18 protein-coding genes are annotated in these 18,021 nt (G+C 65.4%); 6 read left to right on the top strand and 12 right to left on the bottom strand.

All coding sequences use genetic code 11. The annotated features are described in order from the left end of the window. Positions 1-480 precede the first annotated feature (480 nt). Together ACUSIJ_RS15220 and ACUSIJ_RS15215 are read left to right on the top strand one after the other, a co-directional pair. A complete protein-coding gene (locus ACUSIJ_RS15220; RefSeq protein ID WP_449309249.1) occupies positions 481-1,494 on the top strand; it encodes a WcbI family polysaccharide biosynthesis putative acetyltransferase in 1,014 nt (337 codons plus the stop codon). Between the two features lie 122 nt (positions 1,495-1,616). Further along, complete coding sequence (locus ACUSIJ_RS15215; protein ID WP_449309248.1) at positions 1,617-1,853, top strand: hypothetical protein; 237 nt, start codon at positions 1,617-1,619, stop codon at positions 1,851-1,853. 87 nt (positions 1,854-1,940) lie between these two features. On the opposite strand, the gene ACUSIJ_RS15210 is transcribed toward ACUSIJ_RS15215, so the two are convergent. Both ACUSIJ_RS15210 and ACUSIJ_RS15205 read right to left on the bottom strand, forming a co-directional pair. After that, the gene (locus tag ACUSIJ_RS15210) at positions 1,941-2,810 is read right to left on the bottom strand and encodes a L,D-transpeptidase (protein ID WP_449309247.1); all 870 of its coding nucleotides are present in this window, start codon (positions 2,808-2,810) and stop codon (positions 1,941-1,943) included. A 29-nt stretch (positions 2,811-2,839) separates the two neighbouring features. Continuing rightward, a complete protein-coding gene (locus tag ACUSIJ_RS15205; RefSeq protein WP_449309246.1) occupies positions 2,840-4,378 on the bottom strand; it encodes a hypothetical protein in 1,539 nt (512 codons plus the stop codon). Between the two features lie 165 nt (positions 4,379-4,543). On the opposite strand from ACUSIJ_RS15205, the gene ACUSIJ_RS15200 reads away from it, so the two are divergent. Both ACUSIJ_RS15200 and ACUSIJ_RS15195 read left to right on the top strand, forming a co-directional pair. Continuing rightward, positions 4,544-5,530: a glycosyltransferase family 2 protein gene (locus tag ACUSIJ_RS15200; RefSeq protein WP_449309245.1), complete on the top strand. Its 987-nt coding sequence runs from the start codon at positions 4,544-4,546 to the stop codon at positions 5,528-5,530. Further along, positions 5,523-5,918 (top strand): GtrA family protein, encoded by a 396-nt coding sequence (locus tag ACUSIJ_RS15195; protein ID WP_449309244.1) that lies wholly within the window; start codon positions 5,523-5,525, stop codon positions 5,916-5,918. Before ACUSIJ_RS15200 ends, ACUSIJ_RS15195 begins: the two co-directional genes overlap by 8 nt. 165 nt (positions 5,919-6,083) lie before the next feature. Here the strand turns inward: ACUSIJ_RS15195 and ACUSIJ_RS15190 are convergent, their stop codons facing one another. From ACUSIJ_RS15190 to ACUSIJ_RS15165, 6 genes are all read right to left on the bottom strand, one after another. Next, complete coding sequence (locus ACUSIJ_RS15190; RefSeq protein ID WP_449309243.1) at positions 6,084-6,914, bottom strand: aldo/keto reductase; 831 nt, start codon at positions 6,912-6,914, stop codon at positions 6,084-6,086. 160 nt (positions 6,915-7,074) lie between these two features. Continuing rightward, positions 7,075-7,848, bottom strand: coding sequence for a 2-keto-4-pentenoate hydratase (locus ACUSIJ_RS15185; RefSeq protein WP_449309242.1), 774 nt, complete (start codon positions 7,846-7,848; stop codon positions 7,075-7,077). An 81-nt stretch (positions 7,849-7,929) separates the two neighbouring features. After that, the gene (locus tag ACUSIJ_RS15180; RefSeq protein ID WP_449309241.1) at positions 7,930-8,520 is read right to left on the bottom strand and encodes a histidine phosphatase family protein; all 591 of its coding nucleotides are present in this window, start codon (positions 8,518-8,520) and stop codon (positions 7,930-7,932) included. A gap of 4 nt (positions 8,521-8,524) precedes the next feature. Beyond that, the gene (fabI, locus tag ACUSIJ_RS15175) at positions 8,525-9,355 is read right to left on the bottom strand and encodes an enoyl-ACP reductase FabI (RefSeq protein ID WP_449309240.1); all 831 of its coding nucleotides are present in this window, start codon (positions 9,353-9,355) and stop codon (positions 8,525-8,527) included. A gap of 178 nt (positions 9,356-9,533) precedes the next feature. Then, positions 9,534-10,472 (bottom strand): DnaJ C-terminal domain-containing protein, encoded by a 939-nt coding sequence (locus tag ACUSIJ_RS15170; RefSeq protein ID WP_449309239.1) that lies wholly within the window; start codon positions 10,470-10,472, stop codon positions 9,534-9,536. 374 nt (positions 10,473-10,846) lie between these two features. Beyond that, positions 10,847-11,350: an RT0821/Lpp0805 family surface protein gene (locus ACUSIJ_RS15165; protein WP_449309238.1), complete on the bottom strand. Its 504-nt coding sequence runs from the start codon at positions 11,348-11,350 to the stop codon at positions 10,847-10,849. A 104-nt stretch (positions 11,351-11,454) separates the two neighbouring features. Here ACUSIJ_RS15165 and pdxH point away from each other — a divergent pair, with 104 nt between their 5' ends. Beyond that, positions 11,455-12,081, top strand: a complete 627-nt coding sequence (gene pdxH, locus ACUSIJ_RS15160; RefSeq protein WP_449309270.1) for a pyridoxamine 5'-phosphate oxidase — start codon at positions 11,455-11,457, stop codon at positions 12,079-12,081. 245 nt (positions 12,082-12,326) lie between these two features. Then, positions 12,327-14,150: a translational GTPase TypA gene (gene typA, locus ACUSIJ_RS15155; protein WP_449309237.1), complete on the top strand. Its 1,824-nt coding sequence runs from the start codon at positions 12,327-12,329 to the stop codon at positions 14,148-14,150. Between the two features lie 74 nt (positions 14,151-14,224). Here typA and cysK read toward each other — a convergent pair whose 3' ends face one another. The 4 genes from cysK to coaBC all read right to left on the bottom strand — a co-directional run bounded on the left by cysK (position 14,225) and on the right by coaBC (position 17,989). Continuing rightward, positions 14,225-15,202 (bottom strand): cysteine synthase A, encoded by a 978-nt coding sequence (gene cysK / locus ACUSIJ_RS15150; RefSeq protein WP_449309236.1) that lies wholly within the window; start codon positions 15,200-15,202, stop codon positions 14,225-14,227. A gap of 322 nt (positions 15,203-15,524) precedes the next feature. Beyond that, positions 15,525-15,977 carry an RrF2 family transcriptional regulator gene (locus ACUSIJ_RS15145; RefSeq protein WP_449309235.1) on the bottom strand — a complete coding sequence of 151 codons (453 nt, stop codon included), beginning with the start codon at positions 15,975-15,977 and terminating at the stop codon, positions 15,525-15,527. A gap of 204 nt (positions 15,978-16,181) precedes the next feature. Further along, positions 16,182-16,634: a dUTP diphosphatase gene (gene dut, locus ACUSIJ_RS15140; RefSeq protein WP_449309234.1), complete on the bottom strand. Its 453-nt coding sequence runs from the start codon at positions 16,632-16,634 to the stop codon at positions 16,182-16,184. Continuing rightward, positions 16,631-17,989, bottom strand: a complete 1,359-nt coding sequence (coaBC, locus tag ACUSIJ_RS15135) for a bifunctional phosphopantothenoylcysteine decarboxylase/phosphopantothenate--cysteine ligase CoaBC (RefSeq protein ID WP_449309233.1) — start codon at positions 17,987-17,989, stop codon at positions 16,631-16,633. The genes dut and coaBC overlap by 4 nt, the downstream gene beginning before the upstream one ends. Positions 17,990-18,021: the final 32 nt, after the last annotated feature.

Raw genomic sequence — 18,021 nt, 5'->3', positions numbered from 1 at the left:
TTTTCAGGATAGCTTGCGCCTATTTTCTGGTCAATATGCACTAAATATTATATTTAAAGAGGTATTACAGTACAATATCGTCACAAACATGCATGAATAAGAACAATCAGATTGTGCACGCTTGGGGCAACGACCCGCGCTTTTGACGCGGCCACGGAGGAGTTGCCATGCAGCACGTGCCGCGGTTATTTTAGCGGCGCACCGCCATCGACGGTGAAACGTTGCGGCTCGACTTCATGGGGCGATGGTCCATGACGTACCCCGCTCACGGTCGAGACCAGATGGATCGCGTTTGCGACGGCTTTGAGGATGGCCGAGCAGGGCGTGGCCGATGCCCTGAGGGGACCCGTGTTACCGGCTTGCGTCCGGGGACCGGGAACGTACCGGACGCCGCGCCTGAGGGGCTGGCATCCGGCCAAGGGGCATCCAGGTGCGATCTCCATGATCTGAAAACGAATCAGCAGACGCTATGAGGAGAAAATGGGCTATACGGAGGACGATGTCCGGTGGGCCTATCAGTATTATCTGGGACGGCCGCCCGAAAGTGCGGATGCCATTGCAACGCACGCCAGGGCAAAGGACCTCAGGAACAGCATGTATATGTCACCTGAGCGCCTCGCGCGGGGAGCATCATATTACCGGCCGGACGAGTACTGTTGCTGGCGACCGGGCCGCCCCAGGATCGTCGTGCTGTCGAGCTGCCAGGGCCCGCCCCTCGCTCGGGTGATCGCGGCAATTGCAGATGTCAGCGTCTTCGGCTGCGCAATCTCGAAGACGAAGGACAAGCACCTCGCGGCCCATCTGATGGCGATGATGGAAGCAGCGGACTTCGTTCTGTCGGCCCCGCTGACTGACTCCTGGCAGCCATTCGATGAACAAAATCTGCGCGAAAGGCTCGGCTCCCGCCTGCTGACATACAATAGGCCGAATTTCGCAGCGCTGCATCCGGATCTGGTCTACTTGCGCGGTCCGGAGCCGAGATCGCCAGTCGGCGACTACCACTCCAGGATCGTCGTGGACAGTTTCCTGGCCGGAATGACGGAGGAGCAGTGCACCGCGCGCTTCAACAAGCAAGAATATGTCAGAATGGGCTTCGAGGACATCGCACAGAAGGCAATCTCGAAGCTGCGGAAAAACGATACTTCCGTCGACGTCAAGATAGCCGATTTTGTTCTGGAGAACATGAAAGACAGGGAGATTCTATATACTTCCAATCATCCGACACAAATACTGAACAGTCATATAGCGAAGGAATTCATTGGCAAGATAGGGATCGAGCAAATCCCCGCCCGACCTGTGATGATCCCGACAGTTCTCAGCTCAAACGTCATTTGGCCGATCGATCGGGATTGGGCGGAAATCATGGACCTTTCCTTCCATACGGAAAGCGTATTCTGGCATTCAAACTACATGATCCCGCTGGAGGAATTCGTGATTCGGTCCTACGCTCTGTATAGGAGGAGCGATCCCGAAAAGCTGAAAATTCGCGAATAGGCCCTAGCCGGATGAACGGCTGATCGTGCCGGACCGTCCCTAGCCCCTTCCTACGTAGGTACGGCATACTCGCCGTAGCGGCAGACTTTATGGCCTCCTCTCCTACCGAAAGGAATGACCGAATGAGTGACGCTGACGTTCTTGCTCTCAGAGTGAAGGTGCTTGAAGAAAGCCTCGACATAGTGAATTCAGAGATTGTGAGCCTGTCCGGCGCGCTGCGCGAGATAGCCGAAGCCCTGAAATCCCTGAAGTCCGACCCTGACAAAGTCACGGACACCGCTTCGGATATCGCCGAGAGGATCGGCAGGCTCCGTGACGTGTTTGAGAAGCGCCAGCAAGAGTTGAGGCCCGAGTCCTGAGAGGATGGTGTGCTGGTCAATGCCGGCACGCCATACCCCTCACCTTTCAGCGCCGGTTGCCCTTCCGGATCAGTGCCTCGCAGCCCGTCATTTCGCGCGCGCCTTTCTGGATGACGGGCGGGCTGCTTGCCCGGTGCCGAGAACGATGACACGCGCGCCGGGCTGAACCCGGTCGTAAAGGTCGACGATATCCTGATTGAACAGGCGAATGCAGCCGGCGGAGACGGACCGTCCGATCGAGGATGGCTCGTTGGTCCCATGGATACGGTAGTAGGTATCGATACCGTTCTGGAACAGATAGAGCGCCCTCGCGCCCAAGGGATTGCCCAAGCCTCCGTCCACGCCGTCGGCATATTTGCCGTAATGATCCGGACTGCGCTTGATCATGTCCGCGGTCGGTATCCAGCGCGGCCACGGCTGCTTGTGCTCGATGACCGCCTCACCCTCGAAACTGAGACCAGCGGCTCCCACGCCGATGCCGTAGCGGATGGCGCGTCCTCCCGGCAGCACGAAGAACAGGAAATGCTGCGCGGTGTTGACGATGATCGTTCCGGGCGGCTCGTTCGTCTTGAAGTCGACCACTTGCCGGACGTTGCGCGGGTTGATCGTGGCGGCATCGATCCGCGCCAGCACGAACTCGCCGTCAGGTTTCTCGTCGTAGATGACATACGGGTCCCATTCCTCAACCTGCCACGCGCTCGCGTTGGAAAGGGCGAGGGGCGAAATATCGCCGGACCGCGAAGCGCCGGCGGCAGGCCACTGCCGGCTTCCAGGTGGGGAATCCGTGCCGGCAACCGGTCGGCCCGTTGGGGAACATGCTTGTACTGCCAACACAAAGACCAAAAGAAAGGCAAACTTCATCGAGCTGATATTGATCACGATAGAGGTCCCCAACCTATCCGACAGCGCATAGCGGTATCGAACATGGCGTGAGCTTGTCAATGTCCAGCGCAGCATGCAGAAAAGTGGATACCACTTTTCGTCGGCTATTCCTTCAGGCACAGGATGAAGGTCTTGAACGCCGCCTCGCGGCTGCAGGCCGGACGGTCTGCGGGAAGGGATTCCTGCTGCACGATGACGAGATCGCCCGCCCGCGCCGCCGCGAATCCCGACCGGCGTTCGACCTCGTGACCGACGAGCCGCGCATTGTACGCAATCTCGAAATGCGTCGCCCCGTTGCGGATCAGCAGATAGTCGAGCAGCCGCTGTTGTTCCAGGTCGTAGTAACCGACTTGCTTGTAGACCGTGCCGGACCAGCCGCCCGCGAGCAGGTCGGCGACGGTGCGCGCCTGATCTGCGGCGTCCGCGAACTGGGCCTCGGTCGGCGAGAGCCGGCCGGCGTGGCGCAGGTCGGCGGCCTGCAGCAGCACCGCGATGGCGCCGGCGGCCCAGAAGATCCGCCTGCCCCGCGTCAATGCGGTGAAGCCCAGCACGACAAGCAGGATGAGGCTGTAGGCAAGCGGCGTGCCGAAACGCCCCACCGCCCTGAACGATTCGTAGAGACGGCCGAGGAAGGCCGGGATCGGCAGTTCCACCCAGACGGGTCCGGCGACGCGCAGGTTGAAGGCCATGGCGAACAGGGCGAGGAAAAGGCTGCCGACCACGACGAGCCCCAGCCTCGCAGGCGCGCGCAACACCCGCCCCGATGATATTGCCGATTGCGGGACAGAGCGTCGCCGCCGTGCCAGGGCGAGAGCGCCGGCAAGCACGAGGACGACGGCGAGGAACCACACCCCCGTGCCGAGGTAAAGCAACGCCGACGATTGCTGCACCTCCTGGATCGCATAGGGGGCGCCGAGAAGGCCCCAGCCCAGGGAGTTCAGGAATGCCGCCAGATCGAGGGCGTAGAGCTTGGCGCCGCCCATGGGCACGTGGGGATGGTCGAGGGCACCGACGGCCCACAGCAGCAGCAGCGGCCACAGCAGCGCGATCAGCGCGGCGCCCCAGCGGCGGGCATGGAGCAGCGCAAGCAGGATGAAGGTTGCCGCCATGGCCGCAAGATAGGCGTGGCTCCCCATGGCGAACAGCAGCGCCGGAACATACTCCCATCGCCGCGCGAAAGACGCCTCCTCCCGTGGCAGCGGCACGGCGGTCATCGCCCACAGCACGACCCAGAGCGAGCTCAGGGCCACATGCTGGTCCGCGATCATGGGCACGGGCATGGTCAGGCTGAAGGTGAGCAGCAGCGTGCCGAGCCACTGGCAGGCGCGGTCGTCGGTCAGCGCCCGCATGAGCCGGTGGGCCATGACGGAGAACAGGACGAAGTTGATCAGCACCAGCCAGTGATAGCTCGGCGCAAATCCGGTAGCCGTATGCACGGCCTTCGCCAGCAGCGCATACCAGGGCGCCGCATCGTTGAAGAAGACGTTGTTGCCGCCGAAATGCGGATTGGCGCCCAGCGGCCAGCGCCAGCCGTCCCTGGCGAAGATCTCGAAGGCGGCGGCGGCATTGGCGGCATCCCTGTCGACCAACTGGCCACCGGCAAGAATGAAGACCGGATTACCGATGACGATCCACGCGCTCACTATGCCTAAAATGCAGCACAGTAGCGTCGCTATGAGCATTTCTACTTGTTTACGCATCGCCACCGTACAGGATAAAGCACGTATTCGCGTGCCGTGTTTGCCTCATGGCGCTCGCGCCTGTCAAGGTTCGGGCACCGGCCGGAGCAGCACGGAACGGAGAAAGGCGTGGACGCGGACAGGAAGGGGTATGGGGGCATGCTGCTATCGATCGTGACGCCGTTCTATAACGAGGAAGAGACGATCCCGGCCTATTTCGAGCGGGTCGTGTCCATTCTGGAGACCCGCCTGCCGGCATACGATTTCGAGATCGTGTGTGTCGATGATGGCAGCCGCGACAGCACCCTGTCGATGCTGACCGGGGTCGCGGCGCGCGATCCGCGCATCCGCGTGGTGGAGCTGGCGCGCAACTTCGGCAAGGAGGCGGCGCTGACGGCGGGGCTGTCGTTCACGCGCGGCGACGCCGTGGTGCCGCTCGACGCCGACCTCCAGCACAGCCCCGCCATCATTCCCGAGATGGTGCGTCTCTGGGCCGAGGAGGGTTATGACATCGTCGAGGCGCGGCGCACCGATCGGACCTCGGATTCGCCGCTGCACAAGTTCAGCGCCGAGGCCTTCTACAAGCTCAACAACATGATCGCCGACACGTATATTCCCGCCAATGTGGGCGATTTCCGGCTGATGTCGCGGCAGGTCGTCGACGTGATCAACTCCCTCCCGGAGCGGCAGCGATTCATGAAGGGCATATTCGCCTGGGTCGGCTTCCGGCGCACGCATATCGACTACGAGTGCGTGCCGCGCGTCGCCGGCACGACCAAATGGAACAAGTGGCGGCTGTGGAACTTCGCGCTCGAGGGCATCACAAGCTTCAGCACCTGGCCGCTGAGGGTCTGGACCTATGTCGGCATCACGATTTCCGGACTGGCCTTCCTCTATGGGCTCATACTCATCCTCGATACGCTCATCGGCGGGCGTGACGTACCGGGCTACGCGTCGCTGATGTCGACCGTTCTGTTCATGGGCGGCATCCAGCTCATCGGCATCGGCATCCTCGGCGAATATCTCGGGCGCACCTATATCGAGACCAAGCAGCGGCCGGTGTTCATCATCCGCCGCATCCATGCACGCGAGCAGGAGCCGGTTTGCAATGCGTGAGTTGGTCGAGCGCCTGTTGCGCACGCGCTTCCTGCGGTTTTGCCTCGTGGGCGGGGTCGCGACGCTTATCCACAGCGTGGTGTTCTTCGCCGTGATCGCGGCCGGGGGCTCGCAGGTGGCCGGCAACGCCCTCGGCTATGCGGTGGCCAGCATCTGGTCCTACTACATCAACTGCCTCTGGACTTTCCGCGGTGCGTTGTCGTGGGCCGGATTCGTGCGCTTCCAGTTCGCCAATTCCATTTCGCTGATCTGGGGCGTGACGGCGGCGCTCATCGGCCAGGGACTGGGCTTTCCGCCGTGGGGGACGTTGGCGCTGACCATCGTGGTCGGGCCGATCCTCAACTATATCGGCCACAGCCGCCTGACGTTCCGCAAAAGCGCGCCCTAAAGCGTTTTCAAGCAAAGTGGGTACCGCTTTGCGTTAAGAAAACGCGTCAAATTAAAAAGATAGAGCCTTTCTGCGTTTCAACGAAACGCAGAAAGGCTCTGGGCTGAATCGACATTCAGCCAGGCAAAACGCCCGGCGGGCGTGCACGCCTGCCGGGCCGTTGCGTCAGAAATCCGCCGTCAGCGGATCGGGGCCGATACGGCCGTCGGCTGAATCGAGGGCAGCGATCGCCGCCAGGTCCTGCGCGTCGAGGGCGAAGTCGAAGACGTTGAAGTTCTCCGCGATGCGCGCCGGCGTGACGGACTTCGGAATCACGACGAGGCCGTTGTCGAGATGCCAGCGGATGATCACCTGCGCCGGCGTGCGTCCGTGCTTGGCGGCGATCCCCGCGATCACCGGATCTGTGAGAAGCGTGCCCTGCCCCAGTGGACTCCATGATTCGGTGGCGATGCCCCGGGTGGCGTGGAAGGCGCGCAGCGCCGTGCGCTGGAAGCGGGGATGCAGCTCGATCTGGTTCAGCGCCGGCGTCACGCCGGTCTCGCCGATGATGCGCTCCAGATGCTCGATGTTGAAGTTCGAGACGCCGATGGAACGGGCGCGCCCCTGCTCGCGAAGCGCGATCAGCGCCCTCCAGCTATCGACATAGGCATCCTTGCGCGGCACGGGCCAGTGGATGAGGTAGAGATCGACATACTCGACCCCGAGCCGCGCCAGGCTGGCGTCGAACGCCCTGAGCGCGCTGTCGTAGCCCTGGTCGCCGTTCCAGAGCTTGGTGGTGAGAAAGATATCCTCGCGCGCGATGCCGGCGGCGCGCAGCCCCTCGCCCACGCCTTCCTCGTTCCCGTAGATGGCGGCGGTATCGACATGGCGATATCCCACCTCCAGCGCCTTGCGCACCGCCGCGGGCGCCTCAGCCTGCTCGGTGCGCCATACGCCAAGCCCCACCTGCGGAATCTTGCGCCCGTCGTTCAAAGTCACGTAAAGCTGCTCGGTCATCGATCAAACCCTGTCCTGTGGAGATGGAGCCGACGCGTCCTCTATACCGAACGAAACCGTCGGATAAACGAACACTCACGATGGCATGAAAATCCGCGAACGCAAACGCCTCCAGGACATACCAGCCCGCAGACGTCCGCATTCCCGAGGATCGGGAGGGTTACTCCCCGATATCGACCGCGACGGAGCCGATGCCCTCGAACGTCACCTCCACGCGCGTGCGCGGGGCGACGAAGGTGATGCCTGTCCAGGTGCCGGTGGTGACATAGGCCCCTTCCTTGATGCCGCCATGGCTCACCGCGCCGCGGCTCGCGAGCCATGCGAGCAGCCTCGCCGAGGGTCCGGCGCCGTTGCCGCCGCGTTGCTCGATGATGGTTTCACCGTTGACGACGAGCTTGACCGGCTGATGCGCCGCGTCGACGGAGAGGCCCGTCTCGCGGCCGGAGCCGACGATGAGATGGGCGTGGTTGAACTGGTCGGCGATCTGGCTCAGATGGCTCGCGCCCTTCCAGACGGCGAAATGCGTGTCAACGAGTTCGACCGCGGCATGGACGGAGCCGACGGCCGCCAGCACCTCCTCCTCCGTGTAGGGCCGCTCGCGCGGGGGCAGCGCCCTGTCGAAACGGTAGACCGTCTCGGCCTCGACGCCGAGGACCGCGTGCCCGGTGTGCGCCACGGTGGCGGGCGACAGCAGCACCGTCTGCCCCGTCAGCGCCGCGCGGAACGGCTCGGCCGCCGCGTCCTTCGCGCCGACCTTCCAGCCCACCACCGGGCCGAGGCGGGCGATGAGCGCATCCTGAATGGCGTAGGCGGCCTGCCACGACGTCGGCCGCAGGGTGTCCGGCAGGTCGACAATGCGCGGACCGCCATTGCGCGGGGAAAGAAGCCGCTCGGCGGCCGCCTCGATACGTTCCTGAGAAATTCGGTCTGTCATGAAACCCTGCTCCGTCGTGCACGAACCGTGGATGGTTCGCCGGGTCTATCATTCCGGCGGAGCACGCGCCCGATCACCGCCTCAGGCTGGAAACCAGCGATGGCGATCATCGGCGAAGACGAGAACGCGGCCCTGCCAGATCGGCAATTGAACGACGGATTGTCCCGAATGACCGGCCAGCAGCACCAGCATCACACGCGCAATGCCGCCATGCGCCACGATCACGGCATCGCGCTCCAGCGTGTCGAGAAACTGCTTCACGCGCGTGGCCGCCCCGGCGTAGCTCTCGCCCGCGGGCGGGATGAAGTTCCAGCGGTCGGCGTCGCGCTCGCGCACCAGCGCGGCGTCGCTGGCGCGGATTTCCGGCCAGGTCTTCCCCTCCCACGCGCCGAACGCGATCTCGCGCAGGCGCTCGTCGAACCGCACATCCTCGCCGGGCAGGCCGAGCGTGCCGCGCAGCAGCTCCATGGTCTGGCGGGTGCGCGTCAGCGGGCTCGATACATAGTCGAGCGCATCGAAATCGGACCGCAGCCTGCGGATGTGATGCCCGACCTCCGTCGCCTGCTTGCGCCCGATCGCGTTCAGAGGCACGTCCCGCTCGCCCTGCAAACGCGCTTCGGCGTTCCAGTCCGTCTCGCCGTGGCGAATGAAATAGACGGTGGGACGTGTCACCTCATCACTCCTTCGCGAGAACGATGTCGGGTGCATCGGGGCTCTTCATGCCCACGACGTGATATCCCGCGTCGACGTGGTGAACCTCGCCGGTGACGCCGCGCGACAGGTCCGACAGGAAGTACACGCCGGCGTCGCCGACGTCCTCCTGGGTGACCGTGCGGCGCAGCGGCGAGTTGTACTCGTTCCAGCGCAGGATGTAGCGGAAGTCGCCGATGCCCGATGCGGCGAGCGTCTTGATGGGGCCGGCGGAAATGGCGTTGACGCGGATGTTCTGCGGCCCGAGGTCGGCGGCGAGATAGCGCACGCTCGCCTCCAGCGCGGCTTTCGCCACGCCCATGACGTTGTAGTGCGGCATCCATTTCTCGGCGCCGTAGTAGGTCATGGTCAGGATCGAGCCGCCGCGGTTCATCAGCTTCTCGGCCCGCTGCGCGAGGGCGGTCAGGGAATAGCAGGAGATGAGCAGGGATTTGGTGAAATTCTCTTCCGACGTGTCGATGTAGCGCCCGGTGAGCTCGTCCTTATCGGAAAAGGCGATGGCGTGGACGAGAAAGTCCAGCCCGCCCCAAAGCCGCTCCACCTCGCCGAACACCGCGTCGATGCTGGCGGAATCGGTGACGTCGCAATGGCCGACGACATGCCCCCCGATCTCGGCCGCCAGAGGCTCGACCCGCTTCTTGAGCGCATCTCCCTGATAGGTGAAGGCGACCTCCGCCCCATGCGCGCGCGCGGCCCGGGCGATCCCCCAGGCGATGGAGCGGTTGTTCGCCAGCCCAAGAATGAGGCCACGCTTACCCGCCAAAAGGGGTCCAGGCGTCGCGAGAATCTCTGCCATGACGTCAATTTTCTCTTTTCGAAATTGGGACCAACCCGTCCAGGAAAGTCACTTAATACCCGAGCCCGTCGCCGGGAGCAACGGGCGAAAAAACGCCCCGAAACCGAAAAGTATCCTGAAACAAGGACCTGCCGCAGTGCATCCAAAGGAGGGATCGGAGGAAAGGCGAGGCTCGCGGTCAGGCCTCGACTTCCGCTCGCCGCTTGCGCATCAGCGCCTCGAGTTCGGCGTCGGGGGTTTTCGGCAGCTGCACCTCGACGGTGACGATGAGATCGCCGGGGCCGTCCTTGCCCGGCAGCCCCTTGCCGCGCAGGCGAAAGCTCTTGCCGCTGCTCGAATAGGGCGGGATGTCCATCGCCACCTTCCCCGACAGCGTCGGCACATGCACGCTGGCGCCCAGCACCGCGTCGTTGAGCGGCACCGGCAGCCGCAGGCGCAGATTCGATCCGTCGACGATGAAATCGCGGTGGGGCGCGAAGTGGACCGTCAGCAGCGCGTCGCCCGGCTCGCCGCCGAAGGGGCTCTGATCGCCGAGGCCGCGCAGGCGAATCGTCTGCCCGTCCCGGACCGCCTTCGGCAGCGTCACCTCGACCTCCCGGCCCGTGGGCAGGCTGACGCGGCATTTGCCGCCGCCGGCGATCTGCTCCAGCGTCACGGTGATTTCCGCCTCGACGTCCTGCCCGCGCGGGCGCTCGCGGGCCGTCTGCCGGGTGCCGGCGTAGGCGCCCGCGCCCGCCGTCCTCCCGCCGGAGCGCAGCGTCTCGCCGAAGAGATCGGAGAAGATGTCGCCGGGGTCGAAGCCGCCCGTGGTACGGGAGCCGAAGGGGCCGCTGCCGGTGGAGTAGCGAAAGCCCTCGTAACCGCTCCCGCGTCCGCCGAAGCCCGTGGCGCGGGGCTTGCCCTCGGCGTCGATCTCGCCGCGGTCGAACTGGGCGCGCTTGTCCTTGTCGCTCAGGAGCTCATAGGCGCTGTTCAGCTCCGCGAACCTGTCCTTGGCGGCCGGATCGTCCTTGTTGCGATCGGGATGCCATTCCTTGGCGAGGCGGCGGAACGCCTTCTTGATGTCGGCTTCCGGCGCCGTCCTCGAAACGCCCAATATCTCATAAGGGTCGCGCATCAATCCACTCCAGCGGCGGCGGCCCGGCCATCCTGGCGCTCGCCGCGCCCGACACCGCACCAAACACGTCCAGTACCAAATGTTACCGGTCCGGCCGGTCCCGTACGCATTCACCCGAATTGCCCAGGTGAGACATGGACGGAAGACCGCTTCCCGACGGTTGTGATCCCGGCGGGCAGCGGCAGACGACGGACCCGATCGGCCATATGGTATCGATGTTGCAAAACTGCAACATGACGTATCACGCAAACGTCAGCAAATTGCATATGTTCTTTGGAACACCGGCCCGGTCAAGCGCCTTTTGGAGCTTGTTACCAGCTCTTGTGCCGTTATGGCATGCCGGGCGGCCCTCCCGGGCGCGTCCCGTCGCCGGTTCAGGCGGGAGCGGCGCTCAGCGTCGACCACTGCCCGTCCGGCATGCGGCAGGCCGCGCCGTCCAGCACTTCGTTGCCGCCCTGGTATTGCAGGGTCGCCCGGAAGCTGCGGCAGACGAGATCGTCGCGCAGATAGGGCTTGCCCGAGGCCACGAAATCGCCCCTGATGCCCGTGCGCGGATTGGCCCAGGGCGCGACCTCGCCGCTGCCCAGCGGATCGAGCGCGGTCGCGAGCGCTATCGAGGCGAAGTTCCAGTCGTCGGGCGTGAGTTCGGGGGATAGCCCGGCGGCGCCGGCTGGCGCGAGCGACTGGGTCGTGAGATTATCGGCCTTGCCGAGAACGCCGCCCATGGGCACCGCAATGCTGCAGGCCGAGAGCCCGCCGCCGAGCGCCCCCGCGAGCAGGACGACGCGCATGGACTGCACGACCGGCCCGCGGAGCGCCGACCTGCGCTGTGCGCATGACACGATAAACCTGTACATCCTCGAAGACAGCTTCATCATGCCTCTATCCAACGCACACGCGGCCGACCATGAGTATCGCGATCCATGGAGTATGTTACTCTTGGCGCACCATACCCCCTGGCGCCGACTACACCTGCGGGAGCATTAAAACCTTGGAGAACTTAACGAGCGGTGACTTTTCCGCGCATGACGACCCTTTCGGGCTTTTTTCGGACTGGCTGGCGGATGCCGAAGCCGACGAGGTCAACGACCCCAACGCCATGGCACTGGCGACCGTCGACGCCGACGGCCTGCCGGACGTGCGCATGGTCCTGTTGAAGTCGCACGACGCGCAGGGCTTCGTCTTCTTCACCAACGAGGAGAGTGCCAAGGGCCGCCAGCTCGCCGCCGTGCCGAAGGCGGCGCTGCTGTTCCATTGGAAGAGCCTGCGCCGGCAGGTGCGGGTCCGGGGGCTGGTGGAGGCCGTGAGCGAGGCCGAGTCCGACGCCTACTACGCCACGCGCCCGCGTGGCAGCCGCATCGGCGCCTGGGCGTCGCAGCAGTCGCGCCCGCTCGAAAGCCGCTTCGCGCTGGAGAAGGCGGTGGCCGGCTATACGGCGAAATATGCGCTCGGCGAGATCCCGCGCCCGCCCTACTGGCACGGCTACCGCGTGCGCCCGCTCGCCATCGAGTTCTGGCACGACAGGCCCTTCCGCCTGCACGAGCGCATTCGGTTCGAGCGGGCCTCGGCCGAGGCGTACGGATGGGAGAAGACGCGGCTCTATCCGTGACGCCCAATTGCTGCGGCGCGCTGAAACTTGCGGCAATTTCGGTCAGGGAGATTGCCGTTTGGAGCGATTCGTCTTATATGCAGCGCGGTAAAGTCGCTTGGCGGGTCCCCTCGCGGGTCGGGTCCGGGGGCTGATCATATCAAATCGCCAGCCCTTTGCGGTGACATCACACTGTCATCCGACAATGACATCTGGCCTTGTCACATCAATGCGACCGCGCCCAGCCGGCGCGGGCAGGAAAACCTATGAAGCTGCGCAACATCGCGATCATCGCCCACGTCGACCACGGCAAGACCACGCTCGTGGACAAACTCCTCCAGCAATCGGGCGCGTTCCGGGAGAACCAGCGCGTCGCCGAACGCGTCATGGACTCGGGCGATATCGAAAAGGAACGCGGCATCACCATTCTCGCCAAGGCGACCTCGGTGGTGTGGGGCGACACGCGCATCAACATCGTCGACACCCCCGGCCACGCCGATTTCGGCGGCGAGGTGGAGCGCATCCTGAACATGGTCGACGGCGCCATCGTGCTCGTGGACGCGGCCGAGGGGCCGATGCCGCAGACGAAGTTCGTCGTCTCCAAGGCCCTCAAGATCGGCCTGCGCCCCATCGTCGCCGTCAACAAGGTCGACCGGCCGGACGCTCGCCCGCAGGAGGTCATCAACGAGGTGTTCGACCTGTTCGCGGCGCTCGACGCCACCGACGAGCAGCTCGACTTCCCCATTCTCTACGGCTCGGGCCGCGACGGCTGGATGGCGCACAGCCCCGAGGGGCCGAAGGACGAGGGTCTCGCGCCGCTCTTCAACCTGGTGCTGGAGCACGTGCCCCCGGCGAAGGTCGAGGACGGCCCGTTCCGCATGCTCGGCACGCTGCTCGAGTCGAACCCGTTCCTGGGGCGCATCATCACCGGGCGCATCACCTCCGGCACCGTCAAGCCCAACCAGACGATCAAGGTCATCGACCGCGACGGCAACCTCGTCGAGCAGGGGCGCGTGTCCAAGATCCTCGCCTTCCGCGGCATCGAGCGCCAGCCCATCGAGCTCGGCGAAGCGGGCGACATCGTCTCCATCGCCGGCCTGACCAAGGGCACGGTGGCGGATACCTTCTGCGCCCCGGAGGCCGAGGAGCCGATCCTCGCCCAGCCCATCGACCCGCCGACGGTCACGATGTCGTTCCTCGTCAACGATTCGCCGCTCGCCGGCACCGAGGGCGACAAGGTCACGAGCCGCATGATTCGCGACCGCCTGTTCCGCGAGGCCGAGGGCAACGTGACGCTGAAGATCGAGGAATCGTCCGACAAGGATTCGTTCTTCGTCTCGGGACGCGGCGAACTGCAGCTCGCGATCCTGATCGAGACCATGCGCCGCGAGGGCTTCGAGCTCGCCGTGTCCCGCCCGCGCGTGGTGTTCAGCCGCGACGAGGGCGGCAACCTGCTCGAGCCCATCGAGGAGGTCGTCATCGACGTGGACGAGGAGTTTTCCGGCGCCGTGGTGCAGAAGATGTCCGAGCGGCGCGCCGAGATGATCGAGATGCGCCCCTCCGGCGGCAACCGCCAGCGCCTGCTGTTCCACGCCCCCACGCGCGGCCTCATCGGCTATCAGTCGGAACTGCTCACCGACACGCGCGGCACGGCGATCATGAACCGCCTGTTCCACGAATACGCCCCCTACAAGGGCGAGATCCCCGGCCGGCGCAACGGCGTCCTCATCTCCAACGATCAGGGCGAGGCCGTCGCCTATGCGCTGTGGAACCTCGAGGATCGCGGCCCGATGATGATCGAGCCCGGCTGGAAGGTCTACACCGGCATGATCGTCGGCGAGCACAACCGCGAGAACGACCTTGAGGTCAACGTGCTCAAGGGCAAGAAGCTCACCAACATCCGCACCACGTCGAAGGACGAGGCCGTGCGCCTGACGCCGCCGATCCGCATGACGCTGGAGCGTTCGCTCGCCTGGATCCAGGACGACGAACTCGTTGAAGTGACACCGAAATCCATCCGCCTGCGCAAGGTGTACCTCGACCCCAACGAGCGCAAGCGCGCCGAGCGGGCCAAGGAAAACGCCGCCTGAGGACACACGCGGGATGCCCTGAAAAACGCGGGAGGTTCGGCTCCCGCGTTCTTCGTTTCAGCAAGAGGTATGGATCACAACCCCTCGAACAGCGCCGTCGACAGGTAGCGCTCGGCGAAGGAGGGGATGATGATCACGATGTTCTTGCCGGCGAGCTCCGGCCGGACGCCGACCTCGATCGCCGCCGCGATCGCCGCGCCCGACGAAATGCCGACGGGGATGCCTTCGAGCTTCGCCAGAAGGCGCGAGTGATCGAACGCCGTCTGGTTGCCCACCGTCACCACCTCGTCGATGACGCTGCGGTCGAGGATGGAGGGCACGAAACCGGGGCCAATGCCCTGGATCTTGTGCGGACCGGGCGCGCCGCCGGACAGCACCGGCGAATCCTCCGGCTCCACGGCGACGATGCGCACGTCCGGCTTGCGGCTCTTCAGCACCTGCCCGACGCCGGTGATGGTGCCGCCGGTGCCGACGCCCGACACCAGCACGTCCACCGCGCCGTCCGTGTCGTTCCAGATCTCCTCCGCCGTCGTGCGACGATGAATGTCCGGGTTGGCGGGGTTGGCGAACTGCTGCGGGATGACGGCGCCGGGGATGGCGGACTTCAGCTCCTCGGCGCGCGCGATGGCGCCCTTCATGCCCTGCGCGCCGGGGGTGAGCTCCAGTTCCGCGCCGAGCAGGGACAGCATCTTGCGCCGCTCGACCGACATGGTCTCGGGCATGACGATGATCAGGCGATAGCCGCGCGCCGCCGCGACGAAAGCGAGCGCGATGCCGGTGTTGCCCGACGTCGGCTCGATGATCGTGCCGCCCGGCTGGAGCAGGCCCTTCTGCTCCAGCGCGTCGATCATGGCGACGCCGATGCGGTCCTTGACGCTGGAGATGGGATTGAAGAACTCGAGCTTGGCGAGCAAATTCGCCTTGACGCCCTTCTCGGCCGCCAGCCGATCGAGGCGCACCAGCGGGGTGTCGCCGATCGTGTCGGTGATCGAGTTGTAGATGCGCCCCCTGCCGGGCTCGTGCTGGTCACTGGTCTTGTCGGTCGCCGCCATACGGCCCTCTCCTGTTACTGTTCAACCGTCGCACGGCGCGCTTGCGGACCTGACGGATCCGGATCGCGGGGGCGAACGTCCCGTGGTCATCCGCGCCGCGGCCCGCGCCGCGGCGACATCCCGATCGACTTCGGGAATCGGTCAGGCCGTGTCGGATAACCGGTATCATGGTACGTGTCTTTCTAAAATGGCCGGCCGGAGCGCACCCCGGATCCCGTCCTCAGAGCATTTCTCCTTTTCGTTGAAACCGAGAAATGCTCTATCTCTTTGTTTTTATGCAATTCCGGACGCAAAACCGGTTCCCGCTTTTGCTGGAATTGCTTTAGATGGTGAAGTCGCCCGTCAGCGCGGGGGTCGGCAACTCCGTCACCTTTTCGGCATAGCGGCAGATATCCTCCACGGTCACGGCGTCGAGCTTGGCCAGGAACGCCTCCGAGGCGCTGCGGACCACCGGGCCGATGACCTGCTCGACCAGCGCCGAATCGGGCACCGGCGGCAGGCTGTCGTCGGCCGAGGCGGCCATCGCGGCGCGCACGATGTCGCCGGCGCTGATGCGGCGGCGCTCGCGCGCCAGCTCATAACCGCCGCGCGGACCGCGGACCCCCTTGAGGATGCCCGCGCGGACGAGCTGCTGCAGAACCGTTTCGAGATGCCGGGGGGGAAGGTGATGGCGGGCGGCCAGAAACTTGGCCGCCACGGGCGTCGGCCGCGCGTGGATGGCCACATCCACCACAGCCGCGATGGCGAGCAGACTGCGCCGGGATAGCAGGTACATCGACTTTCCTTGTGTCTTGCAACGCTCTCCATGCGCACCCCCCGGGGCGCAAGCCCGGCACGGCGCGCGTCACGTAACGATCACCCGAGCAAATTTACCGGAGTTGTCAGGAAATAAAAGTCTTTTCCGGAAATATCCTGTAAGAAATTCCTATGCCTCGTCAAGCGAGCCCACACGCGCAATGAACGGTCATGATACGGAAAATCAGGCGCCGGTCGAGCCGAATCCGCCCGTGCCGCGCCCTGTCTCGCCCAAATCGCCGGCGGGCTCGACGGCAACCCGCGTGACCGGCGCGACGACAAGCTGGGCAATGCGCAGCCCGCGCGTCACGGTGAAGGGCTCGTCGGCGGTGTTGTAGAGGATGACGGCGACCTCGCCGCGATAATCGGAATCGATGGTGCCGGGCGCGTTGAGAACCGTCACGCCGTGCTTGAGGGCAAGGCCCGAGCGCGGCCGCACCTGCCCTTCGGTGCCCTCCGGCAGGGCGATGACGAGGCCGGTCGGCACCAGCGCCCGCCCGCGCGGCGGGACGACGACGGGTGTGTCCTCGCCGACAGCCGCCGCGAGGTCGAGCCCCGCCGCCTCCTCACTCGCATAGGCCGGCAGCGGCAGGCCCCCGGCGTGGGGCAGTTGCAGGATCTTCAGGCTCCGGCTCATGGATTTCCCCCTGTTGGATTTCCCCCTGTTGGATTTCCCTCTGTGTTTTCCTCTTTCGGACGGTCGGCGGCGAGATGATCGGCTGCTCTGGCGATCAGGCGGCGCGCGACTTCGGACTTGTCCAGCGTCGGCCAGCTTTCGATGCCGTCCTTGCGGATGAGGTGCACGGTGTTGCGCCCGCCCCCCATCACGCCGGTCCCGCTGCTCACGTCGTTGGCGACGATCCAGTCGCAGCCCTTGCGGGCGAGCTTCGCCCTGGCGTGATCGAGCACGGAATCGGTCTCGGCCGCGAACCCGACGACGAGGCGCGGGCGCGGCGAGCCCTTCGCGACGGTGGCGAGGATGTCGGGGTTCTCGATCAGGGAGAGCTGCGGCATCGGCCCCGCGCCCTTCTTGATCTTGTTGTCCGATTCCTCCGCCGTCCGCCAGTCCGCCACGGCGGCGGCGAAGATGGCGAGATCGACGGGCAGGCTCGCCAGCACCGCGGCGAGCATGTCGCGCGCGCTCGTCACGCGGCGCACCTTCACGCCCGGCGGATCGGGCAGGTTGACCGGCCCCGAGACCAGCGTCACCTCCCCGCCCGCCGCCGCCGCGGCCGCCGCGATGGCGTGCCCCTGCTTGCCCGACGAGCGATTGGCGATGTAGCGCACGGGGTCGATCGGCTCATGGGTCGGCCCGGACGTCACCAGAACCCGCTTGCCGGCGAGCGGCAGCAGCGCGAGCTTGCGGCCTGCGTCCGTCGCCTGCGACAACAGCAGCGGCACGGGCGCGAGCAGCGCCTCGATGGCGGCGAGGATCTCGGGAGGCTCGGCCATGCGCCCGACCCCCGATTCGCCCCGCTCGGCCATCGCGCCGCTGTTGGGGCCGACGAAGTGGACGCCATCCGCACGCAGGGTCGCGACATTGCGCACCGTCGCCGGATGCTCCCACATGCGCGGGTTCATCGCCGGCGCCACGAGCACGGGCTTGTCGGTCGCGAGCAGCGCGGTCGAGGCGAGATCGTCGGCGTGGCCGTTGGCGACCTTGGCCAGCAGGTCGGCCGTCGCCGGCGCGACCACGAGGAGATCGCACGAGCGCGAAAGCGCGATATGGCCGATGTCGGCCTCGTCGGTGAGCGAGAACAGGTCGGTGAACGCCTTCTCGCCGGCCAGGCTCGCCACCGACAGCGGCGTGACGAACTCGGTCGCGGCCTTCGTCATGATGGCGCGCACGGCAAAACCGCGGTCCCTGGCGCGGCGGAGCAGCTCCAGCACCTTGTAGGCGGCGATGCCGCCACCGATGATGATGAGCAGGCTCCGGCCCGCGAACGGCTTGCCGCCATACCCGTCGCTATCGGAAAGATGGTCATCGGACATACCCGGCTTCTCCCTGCTGCGTGCCTCGATCC

Source organism: Pseudochelatococcus sp. B33 (assembly GCF_053570585.1).
This window is presented reverse-complemented; position numbering and strand designations above follow the sequence as displayed.